This window comes from Bradyrhizobium sp. USDA 3364, from assembly GCF_054056355.1.
Genome location: NZ_JBSRYG010000002.1, coordinates 942,385 through 968,466, shown reverse-complemented (window position 1 = coordinate 968,466; position 26,082 = coordinate 942,385). Strand labels below are relative to the sequence as shown.

Annotated in this window: 24 protein-coding genes and 3 pseudogenes; 18 read left to right on the top strand and 9 right to left on the bottom strand. The window is 58.7% G+C overall.

Annotated features, from left to right (window positions below):
* Positions 1-185: 185 nt before the first annotated feature.
* The 3 genes from ACVILL_RS04665 to ACVILL_RS04655 all read left to right on the top strand — a co-directional run bounded on the left by ACVILL_RS04665 (position 186) and on the right by ACVILL_RS04655 (position 1,656).
* Positions 186-392 (top strand): cold-shock protein, encoded by a 207-nt coding sequence (locus ACVILL_RS04665; protein ID WP_456728060.1) that lies wholly within the window; start codon positions 186-188, stop codon positions 390-392.
* Positions 393-970: 578 nt separating this feature from the next.
* Entirely contained in the window at positions 971-1,384 is a 414-nt protein-coding gene (locus ACVILL_RS04660; protein ID WP_456728059.1) for a hypothetical protein, read from the top strand.
* Between the two features lie 116 nt (positions 1,385-1,500).
* Positions 1,501-1,656 carry an SEC-C metal-binding domain-containing protein gene (locus tag ACVILL_RS04655; RefSeq protein ID WP_456728058.1) on the top strand — a complete coding sequence of 52 codons (156 nt, stop codon included), beginning with the start codon at positions 1,501-1,503 and terminating at the stop codon, positions 1,654-1,656.
* Positions 1,657-1,806: 150 nt separating this feature from the next.
* Here ACVILL_RS04655 and ACVILL_RS04650 read toward each other — a convergent pair.
* A pseudogene (locus ACVILL_RS04650) lies at positions 1,807-2,001 on the bottom strand (recombinase family protein); the annotation flags it as partial.
* Positions 2,002-2,544: 543 nt separating this feature from the next.
* Between ACVILL_RS04650 and ACVILL_RS04645 the strand changes: the two are divergent.
* The 6 genes from ACVILL_RS04645 to ACVILL_RS04620 all read left to right on the top strand — a co-directional run bounded on the left by ACVILL_RS04645 (position 2,545) and on the right by ACVILL_RS04620 (position 5,595).
* A complete protein-coding gene (locus ACVILL_RS04645; RefSeq protein ID WP_456728057.1) occupies positions 2,545-2,847 on the top strand; it encodes a hypothetical protein in 303 nt (100 codons plus the stop codon).
* Entirely contained in the window at positions 2,844-3,275 is a 432-nt protein-coding gene (locus tag ACVILL_RS04640; RefSeq protein WP_456728056.1) for a PIN domain-containing protein, read from the top strand. Before ACVILL_RS04645 ends, ACVILL_RS04640 begins: the two co-directional genes overlap by 4 nt.
* Positions 3,276-3,471: 196 nt before the next feature.
* Positions 3,472-3,840 (top strand): hypothetical protein, encoded by a 369-nt coding sequence (locus ACVILL_RS04635; RefSeq protein ID WP_456728055.1) that lies wholly within the window; start codon positions 3,472-3,474, stop codon positions 3,838-3,840.
* Positions 3,841-4,323, top strand: coding sequence for an integrase core domain-containing protein (locus ACVILL_RS04630; protein ID WP_456728054.1), 483 nt, complete (start codon positions 3,841-3,843; stop codon positions 4,321-4,323).
* A gap of 368 nt (positions 4,324-4,691) precedes the next feature.
* Positions 4,692-5,030, top strand: coding sequence for a hypothetical protein (locus ACVILL_RS04625; protein WP_456728053.1), 339 nt, complete (start codon positions 4,692-4,694; stop codon positions 5,028-5,030).
* Position 5,031: 1 nt separating this feature from the next.
* Positions 5,032-5,595, top strand: coding sequence for a type II toxin-antitoxin system VapC family toxin (locus ACVILL_RS04620; RefSeq protein WP_456728052.1), 564 nt, complete (start codon positions 5,032-5,034; stop codon positions 5,593-5,595).
* 75 nt (positions 5,596-5,670) lie between these two features.
* On the opposite strand, the gene ACVILL_RS04615 is transcribed toward ACVILL_RS04620, so the two are convergent.
* From ACVILL_RS04615 to nolL, 3 genes and pseudogenes are all read right to left on the bottom strand, one after another.
* Positions 5,671-5,907 carry a hypothetical protein gene (locus tag ACVILL_RS04615; RefSeq protein ID WP_456728051.1) on the bottom strand — a complete coding sequence of 79 codons (237 nt, stop codon included), beginning with the start codon at positions 5,905-5,907 and terminating at the stop codon, positions 5,671-5,673.
* A gap of 529 nt (positions 5,908-6,436) precedes the next feature.
* Positions 6,437-6,637 (bottom strand): annotated as a pseudogene (locus tag ACVILL_RS04610) (IS701 family transposase); the annotation flags it as partial.
* Between the two features lie 216 nt (positions 6,638-6,853).
* Positions 6,854-7,975 carry a nodulation factor fucose acetyltransferase NolL gene (nolL, locus tag ACVILL_RS04605; RefSeq protein ID WP_456728050.1) on the bottom strand — a complete coding sequence of 374 codons (1,122 nt, stop codon included), beginning with the start codon at positions 7,973-7,975 and terminating at the stop codon, positions 6,854-6,856.
* A gap of 147 nt (positions 7,976-8,122) precedes the next feature.
* Here nolL and ACVILL_RS04600 point away from each other — a divergent pair, with 147 nt between their 5' ends.
* On the top strand, positions 8,123-8,626 hold the full coding sequence (locus ACVILL_RS04600; RefSeq protein ID WP_456728049.1) for a 4'-phosphopantetheinyl transferase superfamily protein: 504 nt from the start codon (positions 8,123-8,125) through the stop codon (positions 8,624-8,626).
* Positions 8,627-9,668: 1,042 nt separating this feature from the next.
* Positions 9,669-10,857: pseudogene (locus tag ACVILL_RS04595) on the top strand (IS3 family transposase).
* 561 nt (positions 10,858-11,418) lie between these two features.
* Here ACVILL_RS04595 and ACVILL_RS04590 read toward each other — a convergent pair.
* From ACVILL_RS04590 to ACVILL_RS04580, 3 genes are all read right to left on the bottom strand, one after another.
* Positions 11,419-11,757: an N-acetyltransferase family protein gene (locus ACVILL_RS04590; protein ID WP_456734163.1), complete on the bottom strand. Its 339-nt coding sequence runs from the start codon at positions 11,755-11,757 to the stop codon at positions 11,419-11,421.
* A gap of 62 nt (positions 11,758-11,819) precedes the next feature.
* Complete coding sequence (locus tag ACVILL_RS04585) at positions 11,820-11,945, bottom strand: hypothetical protein (protein WP_456728048.1); 126 nt, start codon at positions 11,943-11,945, stop codon at positions 11,820-11,822.
* Between the two features lie 1,631 nt (positions 11,946-13,576).
* Positions 13,577-15,010 carry an NEL-type E3 ubiquitin ligase domain-containing protein gene (locus ACVILL_RS04580; RefSeq protein WP_456728047.1) on the bottom strand — a complete coding sequence of 478 codons (1,434 nt, stop codon included), beginning with the start codon at positions 15,008-15,010 and terminating at the stop codon, positions 13,577-13,579.
* Between the two features lie 1,564 nt (positions 15,011-16,574).
* Here ACVILL_RS04580 and ACVILL_RS04575 point away from each other — a divergent pair.
* From ACVILL_RS04575 to ACVILL_RS04560, 4 genes are all read left to right on the top strand, one after another.
* Positions 16,575-17,027 (top strand): hypothetical protein, encoded by a 453-nt coding sequence (locus ACVILL_RS04575; protein WP_456728046.1) that lies wholly within the window; start codon positions 16,575-16,577, stop codon positions 17,025-17,027.
* Positions 17,028-17,104: 77 nt separating this feature from the next.
* Positions 17,105-17,782 (top strand): hypothetical protein, encoded by a 678-nt coding sequence (locus ACVILL_RS04570; RefSeq protein ID WP_456728045.1) that lies wholly within the window; start codon positions 17,105-17,107, stop codon positions 17,780-17,782.
* A 645-nt stretch (positions 17,783-18,427) separates the two neighbouring features.
* Positions 18,428-18,604, top strand: coding sequence for a hypothetical protein (locus ACVILL_RS04565; RefSeq protein WP_456728044.1), 177 nt, complete (start codon positions 18,428-18,430; stop codon positions 18,602-18,604).
* 594 nt (positions 18,605-19,198) lie between these two features.
* Positions 19,199-19,962 (top strand): IS5 family transposase gene (locus ACVILL_RS04560; protein ID WP_456728043.1). Its coding sequence is split into 2 segments (ribosomal slippage): positions 19,199-19,534 and positions 19,537-19,962, totalling 762 coding nucleotides; the frame shifts between segments, so codons are not numbered across the junction.
* Between the two features lie 219 nt (positions 19,963-20,181).
* Here the strand turns inward: ACVILL_RS04560 and ACVILL_RS04555 are convergent.
* Both ACVILL_RS04555 and ACVILL_RS04550 read right to left on the bottom strand, forming a co-directional pair.
* Positions 20,182-20,517, bottom strand: a complete 336-nt coding sequence (locus tag ACVILL_RS04555) for a hypothetical protein (RefSeq protein ID WP_456728042.1) — start codon at positions 20,515-20,517, stop codon at positions 20,182-20,184.
* Between the two features lie 102 nt (positions 20,518-20,619).
* Positions 20,620-20,991, bottom strand: a complete 372-nt coding sequence (locus ACVILL_RS04550) for an MATE family efflux transporter (protein WP_456728041.1) — start codon at positions 20,989-20,991, stop codon at positions 20,620-20,622.
* A gap of 1,453 nt (positions 20,992-22,444) precedes the next feature.
* On the opposite strand from ACVILL_RS04550, the gene ACVILL_RS04545 reads away from it, so the two are divergent.
* From ACVILL_RS04545 to ACVILL_RS04535, 3 genes are all read left to right on the top strand, one after another.
* Positions 22,445-22,939, top strand: coding sequence for a hypothetical protein (locus ACVILL_RS04545; protein ID WP_456728040.1), 495 nt, complete (start codon positions 22,445-22,447; stop codon positions 22,937-22,939).
* 539 nt (positions 22,940-23,478) lie between these two features.
* Positions 23,479-24,777: a glycoside hydrolase family 28 protein gene (locus tag ACVILL_RS04540; protein WP_456728039.1), complete on the top strand. Its 1,299-nt coding sequence runs from the start codon at positions 23,479-23,481 to the stop codon at positions 24,775-24,777.
* Positions 24,778-25,023: 246 nt separating this feature from the next.
* The gene (locus ACVILL_RS04535; RefSeq protein ID WP_456728038.1) at positions 25,024-26,010 is read left to right on the top strand and encodes a pectinesterase family protein; all 987 of its coding nucleotides are present in this window, start codon (positions 25,024-25,026) and stop codon (positions 26,008-26,010) included.
* Positions 26,011-26,082: the final 72 nt, after the last annotated feature.

Below are 26,082 nucleotides of genomic sequence, written 5' to 3'. Positions count from 1 at the left end.
AAGGGAGGATCTCCGACGTCAGGGTGTTACTGTCGGCCGCTGCACAAAAGAGTCAGCATCTCAGCCATCGGGCAAGAAAGTTGCGGACGTGACTGCCGCGGCGGACGAGCGTCGTTTTGCCGCCCATCTTGATGGCTGCGAGACTCTTCGCTAGATCACGAAGGTTCACTGATGGAGATGCCGCCGTGGCAATGGGTATTGTGAAGTGGTTCAATTCCAGCAAAGGTTATGGCTTTATTCGGCCGGAGGACGGAAGTGCCGATGTCTTCGTGCACATCAGTGCCGTGGAAAAGGCCGGTTACATCACCCTTGAGGAGGGGGCTCGGGTCAGCTACGAGCTCAAGGCCGGGCGCTCGGGCAAGACGTCAGCTGAGGATCTTCGGGTTGGCTGATTGAAGCGCACCTCCGGGCTGCCCTCTGCAACTTGTGATCTCGCACCTGTCCTGCGATGCCTTGTATCTGGTGAGCCGGGCGGTCCTTCACGACCGTCGCTTCCAACTGAGGCTTTGCCGCAAGCCCCGTGGCGGCTTCAATCAAGGCATTGCATCGCCGATGGCACAGCAGTTCCGGATTCTGCCCGCCTTGGAGCAGTATGGACCTGACACAATATCCTCGGTGCCATGAATGGTCCGAACCGTACACACCCGCCCAGCGGGCCAGGAGGTGTACGCCGCGCATGTCCTTGTAGCAACTTGCTGCACCGGCCGACGCAAAGCTTGTGCTGTCGATTCTGAAGGAGCTCACCGAGGCGAGTTCGTACGTTATGGACGATACGAGCCTGCCTGCGGCATGCTGATAGCGTGCCCGCTCGAGGACTCCTCGCGCATCAGCTGGCGAGCAATCCCAGGACGCCGGCGCTCGTAGTTAGCCAATATAGTTGAGGTTAACGGCGGCATGTTGTTGACGACGTTTTCCTGATCTTGTCCCATTGGACGGGAACTGCACACACAGCCCATCGGAGACACGGCAAGTGTCCTTCCAGCTGACCGTCCTGAAAGTGCTGGCCGGTCAGCCCACCGGGCGGGCCTCTGTTGGTGAAGTCCGACGCGCCGTGGAGATCCTGATGAACAGCGGCCGCGACTGGACCGATCGCATGAAGCGGTTGGCCGAACATGCCCCGGATCTGAATATCTTTTCGGCGAAGTTTGTCATTCGTGACGCTCTCGGCTGGGAAATCACGCAAGAGGGGCTGCAATTCCTCTCTACGCTCGAAAAAGCGGTCGCCGATCAAAGAGAGCGGCCCCAATCAACCATCGATCCCTCGTCCAACGAACTCCATGCGCATGCGTTGGATGCCGCTATGCCAAATGCTGCTCCCTGCGATCGTCGTCGCAGGTCGCGGCGGCGCCGCAGGAAGGCCCGGTCTGATCGGCGTACAGCATGAAGTGGCTTGACGCCAACTATCGCCCGTCCCCTACCCAAGATGGGTGCGGCATTTGACCCGTAGTGCTGAGGAGATGCGACAAACAAGTTTGAGGCGGCGTAACATGCGGGTACGTGATGGGCGAGCGGAAGCGAAGGCGAGAAGCGGCTTTAAACGGCCCCTGTCCGTGCGGTTCGCAGAAGACCGCCCGCAATTGCTGCTTTAACGGCAAAGACTGGCGAGCGGCAAAAGCTGGAATCAAGCCTCGTCCGAGCCCGCTTTTCTTTCCCTGAGCGAAGGCGAATTCCGACACCACCTGAAGGCAATCGATAACAATCTCGGAGAGCAGACGGCCATCGTTGTCGACTCATTTTCCAAGTACCTGAAGATGGGCGAAGTCCCGGCCCCGCACTATCCCGGGCGCATTGCCATCATTCTACGGCGCGAAAAGCGTCGCTGATCAGTTCCTGGATGCCGGGGCGAAGCAGCAATGCACCAGAGATGGCCCGGTCTGTAGAGCTGTTGACGACAGTCCAATCTTGCTTCTCGGCGTGGAGGCGGCATAGACGCAATTGATCCTCGATCGAAGCGTCGCGCTGGTTGCCTGATGAGTAACGGGCGTAGAGCGCGACCTTCATGACGTCTCCCTATTCCGGGAGACGGTCACGCTTCCGTCTGACTGTTTCCGCTTGGACAAAGTCCCATGCGGCCTGCCGAGCAAGCAGGCGCACCAGATTGACCAGGCGCGGATCGGATTTCGATGTGGCCACGGTTACAGCCGGGGCTCCGGGCGCCGTATCGGTGACCACGCGAAGTTTTTCGGCTGTTGTTCCTCTTGGTCGGGCCACCGCGGCGCCCCTGTCGTTGCGCGTATCGCTCCGCATCGTGACAAGATGGCGAGTTGCGGCCGCAACGCGAGGGAAAATATCCAGCGATATCAGTATCTTGCGTGGTGGTCGTGCGCTGATCCGAGATGCGAAGCGTACCGGATCGGGAAATCGCAAATTCGAGCGCACGGAAAATATTCTCGTGATTGCCTCTGCTAGATGCAATCTGTTTGATGGCCACGCCGGACAACACACCGACCTTTATTACTGCTGCTGACGTCACAAGAGACCGTCGCAGTCTTGCGGCTAGCCGAAGGTTCGGCTATATATCCAGATATGCCAGTGAGGCGATCCGTGAGCAATCATGCGCAGAAAAGGGCGATCGAAAATTACCGATCCCGGCTGACCAAGCGCGGTATCGTGCGGTTTGAGCTCCAAGCCCTCGCGACCGATCGTGATCTCATCAGAACGCTCGCCCGGAAGTTGACCGAGGAAGGGCCGGAAGCCGGGCATCTCCGACGCGCCGTGCAACAGGCCGTTTCTGGCGAGCCACCGAAGCCCGGTGGCATCTTGAGTGCGTTGCGTCGCTCGCCGCTCGTTGGTGCCGATCTCGACCTGACGCGCCCCCGTGAAGAAGGGCGTAAGGCCGATCTGTGACGCGTTATCTTCTCGACACCAACATCATCAGCGACATCGTCAAGCCAAAGCCGTCAGAGTCACTGTTGGCCTGGATGGGCCAGCAGCGCGATGAGGATTTGTTCATTGCTTCGCTGACAGTCGCCGAAATCCGACGCGGTATTCTGGAGAAGCCGCACGGCAAGAAGCGCGATGCGCTCGACGCCTGGTTCGTTGGTCAAGAGGGACCGCAAGCGCTGTTTGCGGGGCGTATTTTGTCGTTCGACGACAAAGCAGGCCTGGTCTGGGCGCGGCTGATGGCGGAAGGGAAGGCCGTCGGACGGCCTCGCAGCGGACTCGATATGATCATTGCCGCTGTCGCGGATGCCAATGACTGCGTGGTGGTGACGGACAACGAAAAGGACTTTGCTGGACTTCAGATCATCAATCCATTGCGCGGCGACTTGTAGGGGAAATGCATGACAGGAGGAGCGCCTGGTTTCCATTGAACCGCGATCATCTCACTCACGCCGTGCGGGAACGATTAATGAGCTCCTGAAGACTCGCGACGCCTTATCTGCACTTGGCGATCTATGGCGGAAGCGGCGGAAGTTTCGCCAGGGCTCAGCCAGCCTGCGCGCACTCGATGTTCTGCCGCACTATCCGGTGCTGACCGTCAAGCGTCTGGCCTCGCTTCTCAGCATTACGGTGCCTGCAGCCTCGCAAGCGGTAGAACAACTGGTCGAGCATAAAATCTTGAACGAGCGTACCGGCTATGCGCGCAACCGCGTCTTCACCGCGCCCGACGCGCTATCGATCATTAACCGCCCTTCGGCGAAGAACCGATTCTTTCCGGTGCGGACACCTGACGGCCGCCATGCCAGGCTAACAATCGGTGGCGCCGCGAGTTGCGGCTTCGGCCCCGCCGTCGGTCATGCCGTCGGCTCGGACTTCCGTGAGGCGCCAAGCGATCTTCCATGGCACGCGATCCCGCAAATGCTCAATGATCACGCCGGAGAAAGGGAGCTTCGGTAGATGGTCGAGGTGCTTCTCCGAAGGACTCTCAAGAGAGTAGTTGACCTTGCATCGATACACAGCATCACGAGTGATGCGCTCATAGCGATGAGCAAGGACGATTATCAGGTTCTCCGTGGCGCGGCGACGCGCGCGCGGCTCGACAGGAAAGTGCGTTTCACCTTCCGCGGCACCGATGTCGTGGACGTTCTGGAAAGGGTTTGCAACGAAGTGGGCTTCCCGGCGACGATCCGCGTCGACCAAGGCAGCGAGTTCGTGTCGCGTGACGTCGACCTCTGGGCCTACCAGCGCGGCGTCACACTGGACTTCTCACGTGCCGGCAAGCCAACCGACAACGCGTTCATCGAAGCCTTCAACGCTCGCTTCCGGGCCGAATGCCTCAACACGCACTGGTTCCCGTCCCTTGCGGACGCCCAGGAAAAGGTAGAGACTTGGCGCAGATACTATAACGAAGAACGGCCCCACGGGGCGATCGGCAGCTGACCGCCGATTTTGCTGCAGAACCATGTCGGCGCCACCAGCCCGCCAACGTGATCAAGGGCGAAAACTCTAGTTCTGGCTGGTCCAAAGTTCGGTCTCGCTACACCTCCTCGGAGTGCGCTTCAGACGGCGTCGACGGCCTTCCGGAGCCCTGCGGATCCGAGCGCGTTCAAGATCTCTCGCTGGCTACTGTCCAGCGGGGGCCTTGGTGCCTGCCCGTGAAGCCACGCGCAGCGCCAAAATCTACTGGGACGGCGGTAGCTGCCTCCTGATGGAAAATCGTCTACTACGATACCGCCCTTGCGACTTGAAGGCGAGGAGGGAAGGCGCTATGTTAAACAAAATCGAGCTTTGTTATACAAGATCAACCGATGCCGAAAATCAGCACCAAGAAACCCGCGTCCCGCGGCAAGCGTTCCACACTCGGCCACAAGACCAAGATCGGTAAGCTCGGGGTTGGTGCGGCCTCGCGCGTTACCGCCATAATGAGCGCGGCAGAGCATTCGGGGCTGCTCGGAGAGAAGAGGGCGCGGATCGCTGGGCGGACCAGCCGGGAGCTGATCCAGCGAGCGAAACAGCAGACCGGTATCGCCGCGGACACGGATCTCATCGAATTTGCGCTCGCGAGCCTCGCGCTCGACGACAATTTCAGCGAGACGTTCCGGAAGACGATGGGTTCGGTCGAGCCCAACCTCAAGCTCGGCTTCTGAGGTGGCGGAATTCGATTTCGCAGCGGCGCTTCGTTGGGCGCGGTTTGATCCTGGCGCGACATTGGCGAGGCGGGCCGATCACGAACTTCCATTCCTTGGTGATAGGCCCGAGGCGGGTCAGGAGCTTCTGCTCGACACCTGCGTCTACATCGATGGACTTCAGGGGCGCGCACCAAGTATCGTCGCGGACCTATTGGACGTTCGGCACGCCAACCACTCGACTGTCGCCATCCAGGAGTTGATGCACACAGTCGGGGTGCTAGATCCCAAACATCCTGGGACGCGCGCGGCTATCGAGCAGATCGGCGCCTCAATCTCGAGCATGCCGTCCCACCGAATCTTTGCTCCGGATGTGGAGATTGTTGGCCGCGCCGCGCTCCTCTCGGGCATGCTTTGCCGGCTGCAGGGCTATCAGAAGGACGACAAGTTGCGTGCGCTTCAGGACAGCGTTCTATTCCTGCAAGCCCAAAAAGCCGGGTTCACTGTTCTCACCGCCAATGTCGCGGATTTCGATTACCTGCTGCAACTGATACCCCTAGGTCGCGTGTTGTTCTATCGGACGTGAGTTCGCGACTTTGCCGACCAGAAAGGCACACGTAACCTGTCAGTTCTTGTGCGACTAGCAGCTAATAAGAGTACATCAATCAATATCGGCATTAGTTCTTGGCAGCAAGTGCCCCAAATGCAGATCCATACTGTATTCGTCGATGCGGGCTTGATTAATCGCGGCGAAGGGATCCGCGGCATCGGCAAACGACCTCGACGCATCGAACCTGACGGCTGTTTCCTCAATACGAGAGAGGGCCCGCCCGAATTTACCGGCACGGGCGGCGGCAACGGACCGCACCAGGTCATCTGCGGAATAGCCGCAGATCAAGTTCTCCGCAAAATCGGCAACAACGAAGAGCGCTTCAGGTCTCGCGAGGTCGAGGGCACTGCCAAATCTGTAAGATCTCGCAGGTCCACAGCCTCGATCTTCGCGGCCGCCTCTACTTGGCGAGCGAAACGAGGCTGTCCGGGCGGCTCCGTGGCGTCGGATGACTAAAACCTTCGCCGCGCCCGACGCGTCCACCGCGGCCGCCGCCCTCCGCAGTGCATCGTCTTGGCGGCCATCGAGCTAAAACCACTGGACACTGCCGGGCGCTTTCCGAAGGTCGATGGGCTTGCCGCCGCAAGGTCGCGTCGTATCGACAGCAACCACTGCCACAGATCGGGCGCCCCTGCGTTATTCCATCTCAGGAAGTGGCAAGTTCACCCGCTATCGGAAAAGACGGTGACCTGCCACTGAACTTTCATCCGGCAGCGGTTAGAGTCTCGGTAGCGCTTGTGGCGAGACCGAACTTTGGACCACCCAGAACTAGAGTTTTGCGCTTCTTTCACGGTGGCGGGCTGGTGGCGCCATCGCGGTTGTGATGTTGTGCCGCTTTCCGCTCAGGAGCCGTAATCGCCGCCATCGGCTCGACGCTCTTGCGATCGCATGGCATCATCAGCTCGGTGCAGTAATCGCGAAGCGGTTTGGCTCGTCCCACATGTCCGATCACGCTCGCAAGGCCCTCAATATATGCCGAAAACCGCGACGCCACGTCCCCCGATTTTGTCAGACCCATCTCAGCCTCGCCACGCTGAAAAGTGGAGTCTTCTCAAATATATGATTTCTGTCGACAACCGCCGCGACACTCTGACTCAGTAAGACTAGGCCTACTGCGTCACTTTCGGGGGAAGCAAATTACGTGGAGCAAAGACGCAATGTTCTGGAATATTTTTCGGCGAGGTACCCAGATTGGGGCGCCATGAATGGACAGCAGGTTCACAAGCCCCGCAAGCTACGATGGTTTGCGAGAGCGTCCTGATTGATTTGGCTGCCCGACAAGGGAGCGGGGTGGCACTCCAAGCACGAGCTGGGAGAGATAAGGAATGTCGCGCACGGCCCACCGAACCGTTAGCGCGACGGCAACAATCATTGTCCCGAGAAATGCAGCCGCGGCCGACCTCATCGTGGCGTCCCAAGATTCTCCATACTGTATCGAATCCATGAGACGGAATACCGTACCCTGGATCAAGTACAGCACCAGCGTGCTGGGTCCCAGTTTCGCGGCGATAAAGCGGACCCCCCGATTTGAACGACCAATATTCCAGGATCGAAGCAGGACCTTAATCATCACCGCTGAGGCAGCTGCGGAGCCAAGAAACATCAGAAGCACATTTTTTGCCGACTGCAAATCCTGGACCAAAACGAGATTGTTGTAGACATAAGTGTCCTTGCCCCAGATCGGAAAGCACATCATAGCCGCAATTGTGACAGACATAACCAAGAACGGCCTGTGAGAGCGCATTATGCTCGTCCACCGTTCTCTCGACATTGCAAATGAGAATCCCAGGCAGAAAAACGGGTACGTATACTTTATGAGAGGGAATATGGAAAAGGTCAGAGGTGCAAGGACCACCAGAATGACCGATACGAACAAGGCCCATGGTGACGAATGATTGAAGATCGAAATAGTTTTAGCGAGAAGAAAACAAATGAACGCGGCCCAGACGAACCAGTATGTGCCGGCGAAATCATTCAGCAACTGCAAAACGTTGTCTGGTGCGCTCGCCAGTCGGGGAAACATGGTCAACTTTAATGTCGCCAGGAGAGAGAACCAAAACAGCATAGGCACCAGGAGCTGCATCGCGCGATCGCCCATGGCTTGCATGAAGGACTTTTCCAGCAGCGCTCGGCAGGAAAGATAACCGCTTATTCCCATAAAGAGGGGCATGTGGAACATGTAGATCCATTTGAAACTTGCCGAATCCCAGAACCCTTCATTTCGATAGAGGATATATTGGATCAGGTGACCGACGATCACTAAAATGATGAGCACTCCTTTGGTGAAGTCCAAAGCGAGATCGCGATCGTGTGCTGTCTCAGGCATAATCTTTGCTGTTACATGATGTATCAACATCTCGGCACACTTTTCCAATCAGCCGAATCCATAGCTCGCCACAAATCCTGTCCGACGACGGCGGAGACAATTGCTACGGAGAGTCGACGCTCCAATAGCTGACTTTGCGATAAATACCGAAAGGAAAAGGGCGAAACGAGCTATATGATGGTTTATCGATTTCTTTCCCACCAACCTTGCTTCAATCGCTTCCCAGATCCGGCGGGCACTTTGCACCATGCACCGAGCGGAAGTACGGGAGTGGTCGGATCTTTGGCGCACCACGATACGGTCGCGACCGCCGCTATTGCAGGAACGAAAAAGATTGCAGCTCTCGGCATCGACATTGAGCCGAATGAACCTCTGCCGGAAAACCTGATCGCATTGATTGACACTCCTAGCGAGCGACGGATGTACGATCTACATACGCTCAAGCGGCGCGATCTCTTCGTTTTGAAAGAGGCGGTGTATAAGGCGTGTTTCCCGATGGATCGCCAATTTCTTGAGTTCCAGGACGTGGAAATTGATATCTTTGCGCGATCAGGGCACGTGTCCAAGGCAAATCGCACGTTTTCGCTCGAGTTACTTATTTCTAAGAACGTGATCGGGGTGGCGTATTCGCGGCCGAATGAGGTGGAAGAGCCTCTCGAAGGTCAGCACTCACTCCCCTAAACCAATCGATGCCCTAGACTAACCCGTTGGCGCGTTCCTTGATCCGATCGGAAAACCGTGCGGCTGACGTAGTGCAAGGTAACGCAGGCGACTAGCACTTGCTCCTGTGTGTAGCCATTCGCTCCGGCCTATCTCGGAGGTATTGCTTGCCGTTGCCAAAGTGTATTGAACCCACGATGTCCGCATAACAAAAATCGCCCGTTCAGCACTTGAGCCGCTGCTTTCTTTCCATCGTTCTCTACTTTTCGGCTCGCTCGTGCAGTGCTGGTTGAGCCCGCGAGCTGGCGAGAAGGGCGCTGAAGCTTAAATCCCGAGCGTCGCCTTGGGTTTGGTCAGAACTCTGTTGCGACGCGCATATAGATTTGTGCAGTCTCATCAATCAGGGCCAAGCTTTGATTAAGTCACGGCAAGAAATTGCGGTCGCAAGCACTGTCTTCTCGATAAATTTGCGGCTCACGAGGTGTTCTTGCGAAAGGCAACGACGATTGCCTCTTCCTCAATCGATCGGACGGCCTTGCAGTCCATCGGTGCATCGTGCACGAAGCCGCCTTCACGCTGCTCGGTGATGGTCTTCTGATTGGGACCGTCGGGCGAATTATTTAATTCTTTGAGTGAGCTTTCGATCGCTGTATCGCCGCTCGTGGCGTGCGTAGCCGTGCGCTCTCATAGAGTGTCTGGCCCACAGGTCCTCCCGCATGGCGGATCAGAATAGCTGAATTTCCGCGGTCTGGGACCGGACATCATCCGCCTTGTTCTCCATCTTTTCGAGAAATCTGAGAGCCCGTTGGTATTCGATCTCGCACCACGCAAGCTCGAATGGTTCCATCAGTATCTCTATCCACACTTCGGCAAAGGCTGCCATTCCGACGAAAAATAGAATTCGCGGCCTCCTGATCAGCTATCAGTTAACGAAGCCGGCGAAGACGAATGAGTTGTCGCTGTAGCCAGCCGCACATGCAGCTAAGAGGATCGTGATCAGTGACCTGCCACTGAGTATTTCCTCCAGATGAAGTTAGAGTCCGGCCTGAAGAGGGACGGACAGATGAAGCGAGCAAGGTTCACGGAAGAACAGATTATCGGCGTGTTGAAGGAGCATGAGGCTGGAGCGAAGACGGCCGATCTGGCTCGCAAGCACGGGGTCTCCGAGGCGACAATCTACAACTGGAAGGCCAGATTCGGCGGCATGGATGTCTCCGAGGCCAAGCGGTTGAAGGCGCTGGAGGAGGAGAACGCGAAGCTGAAGAAGCTCTTGGCCGAGCAGATGCTCGATGCGGCTGCGCTGCGCGAGCTTCTTTCAAAAAAATGGTAGGGCCCGCTGCCAAACGCGCCGCGGTGGCGCATCTGGAGGCCAAGTTGGGCCTGTCGGAGCGGCGGGCCTGTTCGATCGTGGGCGCGGACCGGAAGATGATCCGCTACCGCTCTCGTCGGCCGCCAGACACCGAGCTTCGCGCCCGGCTGCGCGAACTGGCCAATCAACGCCGCCGGTTCGGCTATCGGCGGCTGTTTATCCTGCTGCGGCGGGAGGGCGAGTGTTCCGGGATAAACCGAATCCACCGGCTCTATCGGGAGGAAGGGCTCACTGTCCGTAAGCGTCGAGCCCGCCGAAAGGCCACAGGCACCCGGGCGCCGATCCTGGTGGAAGCGAAGCCGAACGCACGCTGGTCGCTGGACTTCGTCTACGACCAGTTCGCCAACGGACGGCGCTTCCGCGTCCTCAACATCGTCGACGACGTCACCAAGGAATGCCTGGGCGCGATCCCGGACACCTCGATCTCCGGTCGGCGGGTGGCTCGGGAACTGACGACGATCGTCGAGCGGCGCGGCAAGCCGGGCTCGATCGTCACACCGACAACGGCACCGAGTTCACCTGCAATGCCATGCTGGCCTGGTGCAAGGAAACCGGTATCGACTGGCACTTCATCGCACCGGGAAAGCCGATCCAGAATGCCTTCGTCGAGAGCTTCAACGGGCGCATGCGCGACGAACTGCTCAACGAGACCCTGTTCTTCGAACTCGAAGACGCCAGAACAAAGATCGCGGCGTGGGTTGCTGACTACAACGGTGACCGCCCGCACTCTTCGCTGAAATACCTCACCCCGGCGGCCTATGCTGCCACATTCACCGCAACGGGCGATCGGCTGCGCAACCCCGACCAGCTCCGCCGATCGCCCGTTGCTCCACCTGCGCCAATCGGCGTACAAAACCCCGAGACTCTAATTGCCACCGGATGAAAGCTCAGTGGCAGGTCATCAGCGGCTCAATCGAACCTTGGTAAAGATTAAGCACCTCAAGGGGAGCACCTGACGATACGAAAGTTTATGGCGGACGTTCGCCTCGATCGCACATTTGGTCCAACGGCTACCCGAGCAGCAAAATAATCCGACGGGCTTCGTACAGGGCGTTCGGGTAGTGAGATTGCGGCGACATGCCCGCTATCTTGGCCTCAAGACGAGGTCGTTAGGAGCGGGTGGCAGTATGTCAAGCGCAATGATAGGAATTGCTTCAGGCCCCGCGGCCCCTGCGCTATGGACGTTGAATGAGATCGAGAGCGGAAAATCGACGTCGCTTTCCCGATCGTCGGCTCGGCATTGTGATAACAGGCCGTGCGGCAGTTGATGATCTACCGTCTGATCCGTTCGATTTCGTATCTCGAGAGCCCAAGTCGTCGTTGTTCACAAAGCCATAAGATGAAGCGGCAATGTCAGTGATGCTCCCCGACGATGATAATTTATCAGGACGGAACCGGACAGATCTTGTCGGTAAATAGCAAGCGCCAATTCAGCTACGCAGCATTAGAGATGCTTGTAGAAGAAGGTCGCCGAGCGATATGTTCCGTCAGGGGCGAGCACACAGCCGGGTTTGATACCCACCCGCTGCCATCCCTCGCTGGCGTAAAGACGCTCGGCAGCAGTACCTGTGGTAGTGCTGAGCGTCAACAACGTCTTTCCCTCCTTTCGTGCTAAGTCGCTGACAGCCGAGATGAGCAGGCGCCCGATGCCGCGGCGGCGTGCACTTCTGTCAACCAGGACTTTGACGACTCGGGCGCTATGCAATTGGTTCTCAGAGGCAGCAGGTATCATCTGGGTTGTGCCAACAATCTGACCTGCGCCATCTTCCGCAGCTAGTAACACGCATCCATTGCAAATGACCGCGTCGGCGACGCTACGCCAGTACACCAGCGCACGTCGTCGAGTTAGGGGTGGCAGAAAGCTGACCGAATCGCCTGGGGGACACAGTCAACGAGGATGTCGGCGAGACGTTCCAAACGCTTATCCACTTCGTCGGCGCCGATGCGCCGCACCTGGATATCGTCCGTCATCTGATTTCGGACAGAGCGAGCCGATCGCCCCCGGCTAGGTCTGACGGTGAGTTCATTGCCCAACGCCACGGCAATAGCGAGTTTCCACAGAGCGACATGCTCTTGAAGGCAAAAAGGGTGGTCACGTGCCGCGTCGCCCAACCCAACCGAAGCTGGCAAATGACTATGGTGGACTACTCCGCCAAGCTGCAATGCTCAGCCGCCCGCTCGAAGCGCCTGGACCGGAGGTGGGCTCCGCATCACGACCCAAATTTATCGCAGAGCTCCGCAGCACGAAACAAATTCAACGCGGAGGTGAGAGTCTTGTCGTGCGGGAACAGCCTCCGAGCGGACTTGACCCGCGCGTCATGGTCCAGTCCAGATATCGTCTGGCCCTCTAAAAGAAGCGCCTCGGAGAATCTGCGAAGAGCAGGGTGATACCGGTCAAGGGCGGCCTCGCTGCGCCGATTGGCACGCGTCATCATTTCAATGAAACTCTCGTCGTTTTCTGAGGGGCCTGGGTGGAATCGCACGGCGAGCGTCGGGCTCGCAGCAATCGCGAAGATTGCTCAACGGCGCCCTTCATTCTTCGGCTATTAGAATTCGTTGACGTGAGCGATAGGATTGCTGATTGCGCAGATCAAACGCTCGACGTCGAAAGCGGAGAACATGCCCGCAATCGGCCAAGTTCGGTAGTATGCAGGCTTAATGTGCGCCTTTTAACGAGTCCGAGCCGCCGCATTATTCGTCGCGTCATCAATTCGGCGCCGGTCTTCTTCAGACTGATGAGGGCATGTACCGCTGCCGGCTGGGAGCGCCGTCGCCAAGGACGGCTCAAACGCCGGTGCATCGCCGACCCTCTTGCTGCTCCTCCGAGGTGGCATGCTGCACCTGCGACCAAACTGTTAGGTTGGATGGGTCACAATTGTGCGGGTCCACGTAGCCTCACGTCCAAGATCCTGAGCAGACATCCTACCACAGCAAGCTTTCGAAAAGCTGACGAAGCCGCAGCGTAGCTGCTCGCGATCGGGCGGCTCGAAATTGGCACCGATCTATTCCGTCACGCCTACGTCATCGGCCTCCCCACGGCATAATGTCGAGCCGAGCGCGCCGAAGTGACTTTGGATCAACGACATTCTGAAGGTGAGCCGCGTGACGCCCTCGGATGGTCAGCAGTGCCAGCCTTCCGGCCCGGTAGTTGTGGGGCGGGCACCCTGGCTATCCTGCTCGCAGACCTACGGCGAGGCGCTCTGTGCCGCGAAGCCGATGCCTGACGATCGCCCTGGGCGTTGAGCCATGAAACCCTGCGCCGATGGGAACGGAGATTCATTGGCTCCGCTGCCGAAACATCCTGCGCGTGATCAAGTTCGACCCAGGCAATGCCAGTCGTGACCTGGCACAGCCTTGTATTCGGACCCGTCGAACATGGTCTGTTCGTAAAATACAGGCGAGCAATGTACCTTGGACTCTGGCATCGCTTACAAGTTGATAAATGCGGGTTTCCTGGATACGGCCGGCGAGCCAACAACGCGCCGAAGTGGTGGTCGGAGGCGGTCGGCAGACGGCAACTGCACATGTCCGTTCAACCTGAACAATCGCTCGTTCTGGAGCGATTAAGCGAGACTGGCTGATCCGGGGCATGGTCGCATCGATCAAGGCTCGAGGCCGTGCTCCCGGAGAACCTTATGCATCAGCTCGCCTTTGATCTCACGCGCGATCTCGCTGAGGATCTGGGCTCCGACCACCCGCTGGGCATCGACATCATCCGTCAGGCCATGCTCCGCGAGGCGCTCGTTCAAGCGCGTGGGAAACTCATCTTCGAGCGCATCGGCAATCCGGTCCCGCGCCGCGGCATGATTATCGGGGGCGATCCGCCTCACCGCCGCATCCCAGGGCTCCCAGCGCGTTGCGAGAAAATCCGCAAAACCCGTCGCTTCCTGTTGCCGCACCGACGTCTCAGCCCTGGCGACGTCGTCCGCCGTGACCTCAGCGAGATTCAAAAAGCGCATATCGGGGGCGATGTGGCGCAGTTCAAGCCGATCCCGTAGCTGGGTCTGATAGGCAAGATAGACCTCGATCTCGTCGATATTGGCCTCCGGGTCGGCACGACGCAGCGAGCTGACCGTCTTGCGTGCGATGTCGTCAAGCGCCTCCAAACGAAACATGACTCGGCCGTGTTGGAGCAATTGGTCGAGCCGATTGTCATAGAGTCCGTCCTTGACATCCGCGTTCAGGCGTGCGGTCTGCATGCCGTTCCAGGTCAAAGTGATGCGGTCCTCGCAGGATGCAGTCGCTCCATTGGCCAGCTCGAAATACTGCTTGCGCAGCTGCGGCCTCATCGCGGCTTGTAGCAGACTCTCGGCCACCTGGTCGCGGAACGCCTGATGACCATAGTTCACGGTGCCCGCGAGCCTTTCGAGAAAGAGTGCGAAGTCCTGCGCACCCGGCTCTTCGGCGAAGCCCTGCCACGTGTCCACTGCGCCGGGCTCGTCCGCGAGCCAATCCGCGACAACCTCGCGCAGCAGAGGCGGCTGATGTTCCACCGGTTGTAGCGGCATCGACAGCAGGACCTGCGGGCCGGCATAATCCGCGCCACGCGTGACTGACGCCAAATCGGCCAGCACCGGGGGCGGTATCGGATTAGACCGCAGGTCGATGCTGGACACGCTGCTGAGCTGCGTCAGCGCGGTCGCGGGCAGGCCGGTCAGCTGATTATTGCTGGCGCCGAGCATTTCAAGGCTGACCGGAAGCGTCTCGGGCAGATTGGTCAGCTGATTTTCGCTGACGTCCAGGTATCCAACTCTAGCCGGAATCTCGGGCAGGCTTGTCAGCTGGTTGTCGCTTGCGTCCAAGTAGCGCAGTCTGGCTGGAAGATCGGGCAGGCTCGTCAGCTGATTTTCGCTGACGTCCAGGCGGCGGAGCCTGGCTGGAAGGTCGGGCAGACTGGTCAGCTGGTTATTGCTGGCGGAGAACTCCTCGATCGTGGCGGGAAGGGCGGGCAGATCGGTCAGCTGGTTGCCATCGACCATCAAGCTGCGGAGCCTGGATGGCAGCTCTGCCGGCAGGCTGGTCAGCTCGTTGGCCATGAGGTGGAGGTTCCGCAGCCTGCTCGGAAGGGCGGGCAGGCTAGTCAGCCGGTTGTCAGAGGCGTAGAGGTCCCGGAGTCCGCCCGGAAGCTGGGCCGGCAGGCTGCTTAACTGGTTACCGATGACCATGACGGTCCGGAGCCTGGGCGGGAGTGAGGCTGGCAAGCTGGTCAGGGACAATGACGACAAATTCAGCTCGCCTCTGACATCACCCTCGTCCCGCCATGCCCTCGTCCGGTTGACCCCCTCTTGCCGATTTTCGTGTTCGCCCTGCCCCTCTTCCGCTGCCCAGCTCGCCAGGACGCGGTCCTGCGACGAGACGAGGTCGGCGGCGGCCGCTCCTGTGGCCCACCGAGTCAAGGCTGACGCCCACAGGGTCAGGCATGAGGGGGACTGCCCGGCGGCCCCAGACGTTGGCTCGGCGCTTTCGGATTCGGAAGCTATGCCTGCGCGAGGCTGGGCCCGTTCTGTATTCATTGAACTCCATGAATGTTTGGACTCAGCCGATTAGGCAGCTCTATCGGCTGGATCGAGCCGTTCGCATGCTAGGACGCTCAGCTGTCGATAAGCTGACGAGCGTCAGGTTATCCGCCATGAAGCTGTTGACAAGCCACTCTTCGTTCGCACGGTGGGGATCCTGCGCTGTCGCGCAGCTGCGCAAATATTTCAATTCGAAAATTCGCAGCTTCGGACTCGAGAATGCTGCTCAGGCGGGAGCATAACTCCGTCCGACGAAATACTCAGAAGGCAGGTCATCTTCAAACCGTTTTGCTGGTTGGAAGCTGACTGCTCCTTTTGATGTCCGTCTATGACGCTTTCTGAGACGCTCTCTGTTCGACCACTTGCGAGCGAGTGGTCAGCCGCGTCGGCGTTGTCGGCCGTGTCCATCGCCTTACTCCTTGCTTGCGCGGTCTTCCATTCGGCCCGCAGTTGCTGTCCATATGCATTCACTATGCTTCCATCTGCGAACGGTATTTCCACTCGATCGTGGCACGGACTGGAACTGCTCAAACAGTTAATCTTGGGTTCCTGCGTGCTGGAAAGCGGAGCTTCACTCGTTCAGCAATAGAACATGGCTCCGAACGCAACCGGGTCTCTCCGGAGTCCACACAAGCCGACATGTCGGTTTTCTTTTCGTTCTTCCAGGACCCTCGGCATGTGAACCGAAGCTTCTATTCGCAACCGCTAACGCCGGATTGGAGGACCGAGGTAACTTCCCCGCCGCCGCGTGGATCCCGCGAGGACTTGGTCTCGGAGATCATCGGTCCGTACTATGCGCACTTGCCGACGTTTCTGAGCGCCAGCGCCGGAGCAGAGGCACTCGAAATGGCGATCGCCGCCGTATGGTCGCAACAATGGCCACGGCTTGCGGATGGAGTTTTCGTTCCTAACCGCCCAGCTTGGAGTTCGTCCTCGGCGCAGTGCAAGGTACGACGTTCAAGTAGCGTTTCCTGAAACTGGTGAGGGGGGCGCTAGGCCCGAATGGGTCGACGCTGCTACCGACGACGCGAGTGCTGGCGAGGTTACTCCTCTTCGTCGATTCCTGTGGCGCTATGGGCGCGACATGAAGAATCCGCGGGATCGTTTTCAACTGCTCGTCGAGACCTTCCTAGTTTTGGGGAGGGGGCAGGCACTCCCAATGGTGGCTGCGATCAAGGTCTTCGATGAAGTGCCCGAAGAGACCGATGGAGCGATATTGAAGAATGACATCTTAGGCTTCGACACGAACTCGCTGTCGATCTGTCCGCCGGTATCGTTCCTCGACATGCTTCGTCTGCTCGACATGAAGGGTTCGGATTCCGCAGTCGACGTCTCCGAAATCGAGCAGCGCTTCGGACGGCTTTCGGCCGCCGAAGTGGCGGAGGTCGTCAACTTCGCGGCGGCAAATGGCAATCGCCTCGATCGATTGCGCGATCCGATCGTCGGGTGGACCGTCGCTCGCGCCGACGGTGAGATCGTCAATTCTGTCGCCACGACTCCCTTTCGGATGAGAAGACTCATCGCGCGTCCGATCTAATAACCGCGCGCGCCGTTGCCGATCTTCCGGGGCCAGACCTCTCTCGCTTGTTCGCAGTCAGCCGAACCTCCGAAGCAATGGCGACGATTATCGACGTCGCCGTGCGCCGCGACCTCGGCGAGGGGGCCGTCGAGATCTTGAAGCGGGCACCGGAATTCGCCATACGATCCGTGATCGACGCTGTTCGCAAAGGTGAGCTTCACCAGTCGTGGCGTCGACCAGCCGCCAATTCCCGGAACGCACTTTTGGATCTCGACCTGCTCCAACACGCCGCAGGCCTTGCCGACGTGCTGACGATCGCACGATTGACCAATCTCAAGCACAGCATCGTCACGCTTGGAAGATCATCGGAAAATTGGTCGACGCGATGGAATTCGCTGCAGCGGGACGTCCCGGAACAGGGTGTCCTCGACATCGAATCCGACCTCCTCGTTCACGCGCTCGAGGAGGCTAGTCAGGCGAGTTGGAATCTAATTGGGGCGATACTTCCCGCACTGCGCGCGACGATCAACGCCGGGCCGCTCGGCGGCAACGCGCGACAGACCCTCGACAGATCGCTGCCGAGCATCGGCTATGACAACTGGGTTATCAATAGACGGATATTGCTCGCTCTCCACGCGCTTCAAAAGCGGACCATCGTCAACAGGCCGATGTTGTCGAGCGCCGGCCTAATCGATATCGAAGCAGATTTCGTCTTCACAGGACCGAGGGAAGAACCGAAGCGTCGAACAGGCTTCTTCTGGTGGCTCGACTGACGGGATCGGGCGATTTGCCGGTGCGGTTCCGGCGCCTTGGGTGCAGTTTAGTTCTAGGGACAGCCTCCGGATCGAACGCTGAAGTCTGTCGAACTCGCAAGTTTGGCGGTCCGCCTTCGATGGCGGGCGCCTTGATGTCGGGGGTGATCTCGTTTTCCAGCTTCATGGCGGAGATCGGGTTTTCGCGCGACCTTGGGACGAAGTTGCTTCAGCGGAACCGGACCATGGGCGACGAGGGGAATGATCGCGATCGGCGTGATCGCGATCCCCGCAGTGCGATGCGCCAACATGATTGGCACCGGAATGATCAGCGTCGGCCGTGCCAGTGTCGGGATAGGGGGCGCTGGCCTGCTTTAACCCCTGGTGGCCTAATTTGATTTTTGGAGTGGCCTGTTTGGTTTAAGCGAATGGAAAGAATGGCTTAGCTGACGTTCTCGGTAGGACTACCGAGCGGCGATCACGGAATGTTCTCACCATCTCCGGGCCTTATGCCGCTATAAAATTCAATATGCAGTTTGTGCCAGTTTCCGCCCGGGGTTCTCCGTGGGTGAACGGAGTTCCTATCTCAATTGGGCGCATGAGATTGACGGCTGCCGCGAGCTTTCCGCAAAATGGGGGTTCCGTCAGGGCAGTCGGGGATTGTCAATGAAGGACATGAAGGCGCACTTGGAGAAGCTTCGGGTTGAGGCTGAGGAGTGCGAACTAATCAGCAAGCTCGCGACCAACGCGACCAAGAAAGAGCTGTTCGCCAAACTGGCGACTCACCACCGCGCGCTGGCCGACGAGGTCGAGCGGACGATCAGCTCTAGTCCCATTGGCTAATGCGCTCCTAGGAACCTTGCATTTCCGTGACAATTAGACTCCCCGTTCCGGGCAGGGAACCGAACGAGGGAAAGGGAGCAATGGGTTCGAAACGTCGCCGTGTGAAGCAGACAAATTCACTTGAAGAAAGACTTTTAGAGCGCGCTCGACAGCTACACCAACAGGCCGCAGCGCTCTCCCCAGGTATCGAGAAAGAAGCGCTGCTGAAGCTTGCCCGACAAGCTGAAGCTGGCGCGAGCATGACCGAATGGCTCCGCGCTCCCGAGGTCCTATCGTCGACCTAGAAGGGATTTCGAGTGAAGGGATTATTGATCGCCGCTGGCATTATTTTTGTTCTGTACGTCATCGACCAGCACTTCAATCACGGCCAATACACCGATGCCGTCCAGCGCATGGCGGCTCAGATGAGGCATTCCTTTGGATTGTAGGCCGCCTCAGTTGGCGGCCTTTTTGTTTGGTGGCACTGGACAGGGCGGCGGATTCCTGTGTCCAACTCCAAATCCATTGTTGGCGCAAATCGCTCTAGGCGGTGTGGACTCTAAGGATTCCCTTTTGAGGGCAAATCAGATTCAAGGCTTGTTTTGGGAGGCGGCCTTGGGTGTGATGGATCGTTTGGTGTTGAGCGACGCGGCTTGGGAGCGCATGGCGCCGCTCATCATCGGCCGGCCTGACCAGAAGGGTTCGACCGGACGCGACAACCGGATGTTCGTGGAAGGGGTGCTCTGGATCGTTCGCACCGGCTCTCCCTGGCGTGATCTTCCGGAGGCGTTTGGGGATTGGAACAGCGTGTTCCGGCGCTTCAGTCGATGGAGCACCAAGGGTGTCTGGTTGCGGATCTTCGAGGCGATGTCCGATGATCCGGACTTCGAATATCTGATCGTCGATTCCACCATCGTCCGGGCGCATCAGCACGCCGCCGGGGCGAAAAAAGGGGGTCTGAAGATCAGGCGATCGGCCGCTCGCGCGGCGGCTTGAGCACCAAGATACATATGGCCGTCCGAGGTTTGGGATGCCCCGTGCGGTTCACGCTCACCGCGGGCCAGAAGGGCGATGCACCGCAAGCCGCCACCTTGATTGAGGGATTGCCCGCCGAGGTGGTCATGGCCGATACGGCCTATGACGCCGATCACTTGCGCCAAGCCATCGCGGCCAAGGGCGCGCTCGCCGTCATCCCCAACAACCCGTCACGTGCACTCAAGCATCCGCTCGACAAGCATCTCTATGCCCAGCGGCATCTCGTCGAATGCTGCTTCAGCAAACTCAAGCAGTTCCGCCGCGTCGCAACGCGCTTCGAAAAGACAGCCCGAAATTACCGAGCCGTCGTCACTCTCGCTGCAATCGTCCTATGGACACGATAAGTGTCCACACCACCTAATCCGTCGTTCATACGTAGCCAATCACCGTAGTTTCCCGGAATCCAACAGTGTTGTTGAAAACTCTAATGTCCCCCTTGCCGGGGCTAGATTTCAGCACGGACCGATATTCAAACCGGCAAGGGGCCGCTCGCGTGAGGCGGCCCCTTTCGATTCCGGTGGCCTGTTTTGTTCCCGCGAGTGGCCTATTTCGGCCAGTACAGGCTAGGGCATGCTGCCGGTGCTGCCGAGCAGCAGCATCAGCACGCCGATCGGGACAAGAGGGCACCGCAGCGGGCGAGCGGGCCTCGTCGACATGTCGACGAAGCCGCTATCACGGCTTCGGTTGACGCACGCAAGAAGACCATTGTCTGCCAGGTCGCCGTTGAGTTGGCCGCTCCAGCCGACGGCATTCGCGTGAGGCGGCAGCGAACCAGTTGGTCCGGAGCGTTCGCCGATCATCGGTAGCAGCCGCACTGAGAAGACCGCTGTGATCATGATCAGCATCGTGCCGCCGAAGTAGAGCAGCACCGGCACAGGGTAATGCCGATGGTGCATCACGGCCCTGGTTCCGTCTCCCTGCTTCCGGCTGCGGCTCATCGGACGGCGGGACTGCGGGCGGGCTCGACCATCCGCCTTAACAGTTTTCATTTGTTGCTGGTTTTAGGGTATTATATGCCCCAATTTATGCACTGAGTAATTTAGAATTGTATAATGCAGAAGGGCTGAGTTTGCCGCGCCACGTGCTTGCGCCGCGAGCGGCCCTACTGCCGAGATCACGCCGGCTGCGAAGGTCAGGCCAATCGATAAGATCATACCGGCGAGCGCGGCAGCCGCGAGGGCCTCGGTGCCGATGTGGCCGATCCAAGCCAGATCCGTCGCCATCATCGCGATCTGTGCAAGCTGCGTGAGTGCGATCGGGGTCGCGAGTGTCGCTGTTGCGGCGAGTTCTCCACTGAGGTGGTGGCAAGCCCCCCATTTGGCCAATCGGTGAGGCCAGGATGATCGGTGCGTGGCGTCCCCAGTCTTTCTCATCGAATGCCGCCGCTCCGGATTGCGCGCCTCCGCCAATTGACCCGCTGATGCGAAATTCGCGCGATCACGGTCGCGTCATCGGCACTCTCATTGCTGATAGCATATTCTCAATCGATGACGCCCCGCTCAAATGCTGAGAGCGTTTTGGCCGGCAAGGAAGGCAGTCGCTGTTATGAGCGTTGTGCTTGCGACGTCGACTGTCTCGCTTCAGACGCCGCTTGTCTCAACCGCAACGACAGAACGTTTGCAGCGAGTGAATGCCGCGAGATGCGCATCATTCCCCAATAGAAAACTGTCAAGCGGATTTGGCATGTGGGTTGCTTGAGAGATGCGAGAAGATCATGCGGCCATGATGTTTCTCGAGCAACACATTCGGGTTTTCAGATGAAGCTTTCCGGATCGGTTAATGTCAGAAGTCTCTGCAGGTGCGCTCCACAGCGCGCGCTCCTGCATGGCGACGTTTGTTACCTTCAGGTCGCGTTTCGAACGGTCACCATCCAAGCCCTCCCAATGAGCACGGCTTGAACTCTTCTATCGGTCATCTCGGGCGAGCAGCCGTTCACTTGAAGCTGAGCGACAACGACGCATCGGGGCTTGCGCTGGCAGATGATTGAGCTGATGCAGGATGATAGGGATCCTGAGCAATTATTCAGGCAACGGGACGAGCTCAGGATCAAGTTGCTTCGTGCCCAATCGGTCATAGCCGAATGTAAGGCAGAATTGGCGGAGCTTGAGCGGAGGCTTGACTGTCTATCAGTGTGGGCGCCAACCGATGAACGCCAGCAGAAATCTGCGGCAGACACTGCGGCGCGTAAGGCGCGGCCGCGCAAATCTTGGAGCGTCAATGATCCTGTCGACCCGCTGGCTGCCACGTTCACGAGTCAATCCTGGGACCGTTAAATGCAACGGACGTTCGTGAACCCGGAGGCTCAAAGCCTTCAATATCTATCGTGTTGCGAACCGACTGCCGAATGGATGTCAAGATGCGGCTCTTCTATCGGCTTCGTTTTTTGTTGTTCGCGGTGCTTTGTCCGGCGGACGCGCTTTTGATTGGTCACGCTGACAGAGGACGTATCGTCCGCGGTTCCGACGGGACACCATGTTTGCGGATAGGGCGCTCACGCGGAGTTGTTCAATCTCTTTGTTAGAGAGCTAAGCCAGAGTGCTTAATCGGCCGTGATCGCTCGCCAAGATCAAGGCACGTCACGCCCCCGTGATCGGGAAAGCTGACCAGCCTCATTTGGCTCCCCCTGGATGTTGATGAGAGTTGCTTGACTATGTTCCTCAGGGGCCTCGAGCAGGGGCTGATAATGGCAATCACCTGAGCTCGCGGATGCTAAAAAGAGGGTTCGAGGAACGTCGAAAGCCATATGCGGACAGCGATTTCGTCAGCTTCTCGAAAGCTTGTACGAATACGAACTAACGTGGATAGGCTTCGAGGTGAGGATTGTGCGTGGACTCGCATGATTTCGACGCGTCTGGTTCTGCAGTTTCAGCACCGGTGCAGAACGCCGATCTGGAAGAGCAGCAAGCTCGGGCCGAACAAGACGCGTTTGAGCAACAGCTGGATGCAGCGCGGATGGCCGATAGCGGCCGCCTTCACCGGCATCCCGGCCGCAAACCGCCGGCCAATGTGTCTGGTACGGATCGCGATTACATTTGGGCCATGATGGAGGGCGTCAGCAAGCGCCGAAAGCTGTCACACGCGTCGACCGAGAAGTATACTCAGATGCTCTACAAGGTGGCAGCTTACCTGGGCGAGAGAGGCCAATCGCTCGAAGGAAGTGATAACAAGACGTTGAGTGAGCTTTCTGAGAGGGTGTTCCAGAAGAACAAGCATGTAGGTGTTGCATTGCAGGCTCTCCAGGAGCAGCGTGGCGGGGTTGGAAAGCGTAAACGTGGCGCGTCCATGCTTCAACCGCCTCGCCGCTTGCCAAGCGACTATTAGACCAAACGAGGGATCGCCGCAGAGCCCTTAGTTTGCTCTGGCGGCCGATTTAATTTGCGGCGACCCACGGCACGTCTAGCCGTTATCGAGCGTATCACCTTGGCTTTCAGCCGGCTTTGCTTCGATCGCCATGGCTCAACTGGATGGCTTTTCGCGCACAGTACTCCTGGAGCTTTAGATGACGATGCATTTGTAGCGCAGAGTATGTTCCCTGTCGGCACGTGATCAGCTCTCAGTTCATGACTGAAGACGTCGATGGCGGATTGCAGGCTGATTTTGTAAGTCTTCCTACCTAAGCCGCAGGTGTGACCCGCGCGCAAGCCTCTCTCAGCTATGAGCTGATCGGCGAAATCGCGTGCCCCCTTGCAGGGTCGTTCATCGCCCCTTGCAGCAATGCTGCTGCGAGCGCGTAAAACTCTATGCAGCCTCTGCGTCTTATAAATGTCATCTTGCGCGGCGAGTGAGGCGAGCCGCGGCGGATCGGTTCGCGTGTGCAAGTGTTAGGCCGCATCGATCCACGCGGCAAAGAGACGAGGTCGATGACACAGCCTTTTCGAGCATGCAGTCTGTTATCCATCATTGCCTGCATCATTCTCTGTCCGGCCGCCAACGCGCAAGATCGTCGCATCGTTACCGAACCTATTGCACCACAGACGGTGTGCGACCGGCCCGTGCCGTCCGGCAAGCAAGATACGGTCACTTTGCAAGATGCCATCGACCAATGTCCGTCGGGGGCCGCCGTATATTTAGGGCGGGGCGAGTTCCGGTCGGGTCCGCTCGAAATGAAATCGGGCGTGACGTTATGGATCGGACGAGGCGCCAAGCTCATCGCCATCCCCCAACCAGCTGCTTACGATAAGGGCCGCGGACAGTGTGGTCGCATCTCCGGCAAGGGCGATGGTTGCCGGCCGTTCATCAGCTTTTCCAAAACCCGTGGCGGCGGAATCTACGGGGACGGCATCATCGATGGTCAGGGCGGTGCAACCCTGGTCGGGAGCGCCGAAACCTGGTGGCAACTGGCCCGCCGCGCCCAAGTCGAGGGCGGCAACCAAAACGCCCCGCGCTTGATCCAGATCGATCATGCGCAAGACATCACGTTCACGGGTGTCACCTTGCGCAATGCACCCAATTTTCATATCGCGATGAACCGGGTCGAAGGTGCCACTTTTTGGGGCCTCACGATCGATGCCCCAGCGGACGCCCGCAATACCGACGGTATCGACCCTGGCGCGAGCCAGGATGTGACCATCACCCGCAGCTTCATCCGAACGGGAGACGACAACGTCGCTATCAAGGCCGGCGATAATGGCTCAAGCAGCCATATCTCCATCATTGATAACTATTTCGGCTGGGGGCACGGCATGTCGATCGGCAGCGAGGTGAATTCCGGGGCCAGCGACATACTGGTGCGTAATCTGACGCTGGACGGAACGACGTCTGGTCTGCGCATCAAGAGCGATGTCAGTCGAGGTGGCCTGGTCGAGCGCGTGACTTATGAAAACGTGTGCCTGAGGGGCAACCGCTGGCCGCTGGCGTTCGATGCGAAATACGATCCGCGCGCGCAGGGCTCGAGGATTCCGGTCTATCGGCAGATTGTTCTGCGCCATGTGCGTGGCGACGATGGCGCACTGGTGATGCGCGGCGTAGACGAGCGGCATGTCCTTGACGTGAAACTCGAGGATGTCCGATTTGCCAGTTCCGCGATCTGGCAGCTCGAACATGCAAAGGTGACCGCCGATCACTCTGACGTGTCGCCGCCGCTGCCGGGGCAAGCTGCAGAGACGTTGTCGCGCGGATCGGACACTTGTTCTAGGGCATTCCGAGACGTTAACCGCTAGGCGCCACGACTCCGGCGCCGGCAGAGGAGAGCCCGCATCGATAGGCTTGAACTGGCGAGATTGCGGAAGGTGAGCCTAATGGCCCGCGCCCGTTGCGCGATTGGTTTGCAAAGGCTGACATCGCGAGAGTTACGCACAGGTTCTGGTTCGGCGAGGAAAGTATCGACCATCCGCGAGGCTATAGCGCGGCGGCGCGTTACATCGACTGCATCGGACGCGCCGCAAACGCCACCAAGGGAAGATCAAATGCGAATGTTCCTGACGTCCGCCGCGCTTCTGGCTGGATGTTTCTGCATCCCGGCAGCATACGCCGAGGCAATATCGGTGTCGCACGCCGCAAACGCGGACTATCGCTCCGTGCAGCAAGCCGTCGACGCGTTGCCGGCGCAAGGCGGGGAAATTCGGATCGCGCCGGGGACCTATCGCGAAAAGGTCAAAACCTCCAAATCCGGTATTCATATCGTAGGGACTGGCGGCAAACCGGAGGATACGGTCATTGTGTATGGCGACGGCGCAATCAATGCGGGAGGAACCGCGCGTTCGGCTACACTGGATGCCGCTGGCGATGACGTCCGGATCGAAAATCTGACTATCCAGAACGACTACGCGCTCAATCCAACCAATCCCCCATCGCAAGGAGTAGCGCTGTCCGTTACGGGAGACAGGGACGTCATTACGCGCGTCCGCCTGCTCGGCGCCCAGGACACGCTGTTTGCCGGCAAGGGGCCGAACGGCCGAATGTCACGACAATACTTCTCGGAGTGCTACATCGAGGGGCATGTCGATTTCATATTCGGCAACGCCAAGGCCTACTTCCGGAACTGTGAGTTGCATGGCATCGCCAATCAGGCCGTCGTGTATACTGCCCAGAGCAAAGAGGCGCCGGAGGAGGACAGTGCTTACGTCTTCGATCATTGCAGGCTGACTGCCGAGCCCGCTGCGCGCTACGTTGCGCTTGGCCGGCCTTGGCGTCCGTATGCCACTGTGGTCTTCCTGTCGACGAAGATAGATGTACCCATCATCGCGGAAGGCTGGCGTGAATGGGATCCGGGCAAGACCAACGCGTTGAGGACGAGCTATTATGCTGAATACAAATCCTCAGGAATCGGGGCCAATCCCTCTGGCCGCGAGCCTCACTCCCATCAACTGACGGATCGCGAAGCTGCGAGATGGTCATTGAAGGTGTTCTTCGGGGGTGCCACAGATTGGCTGCCGAGCGAGCCGTCGGAATGAAACAGGAGTCGAGCGACGCCGAAATCTGGATCGGCGCACGCCGTCTGGTTCTACGCTTGCCGCGCAAGGCTC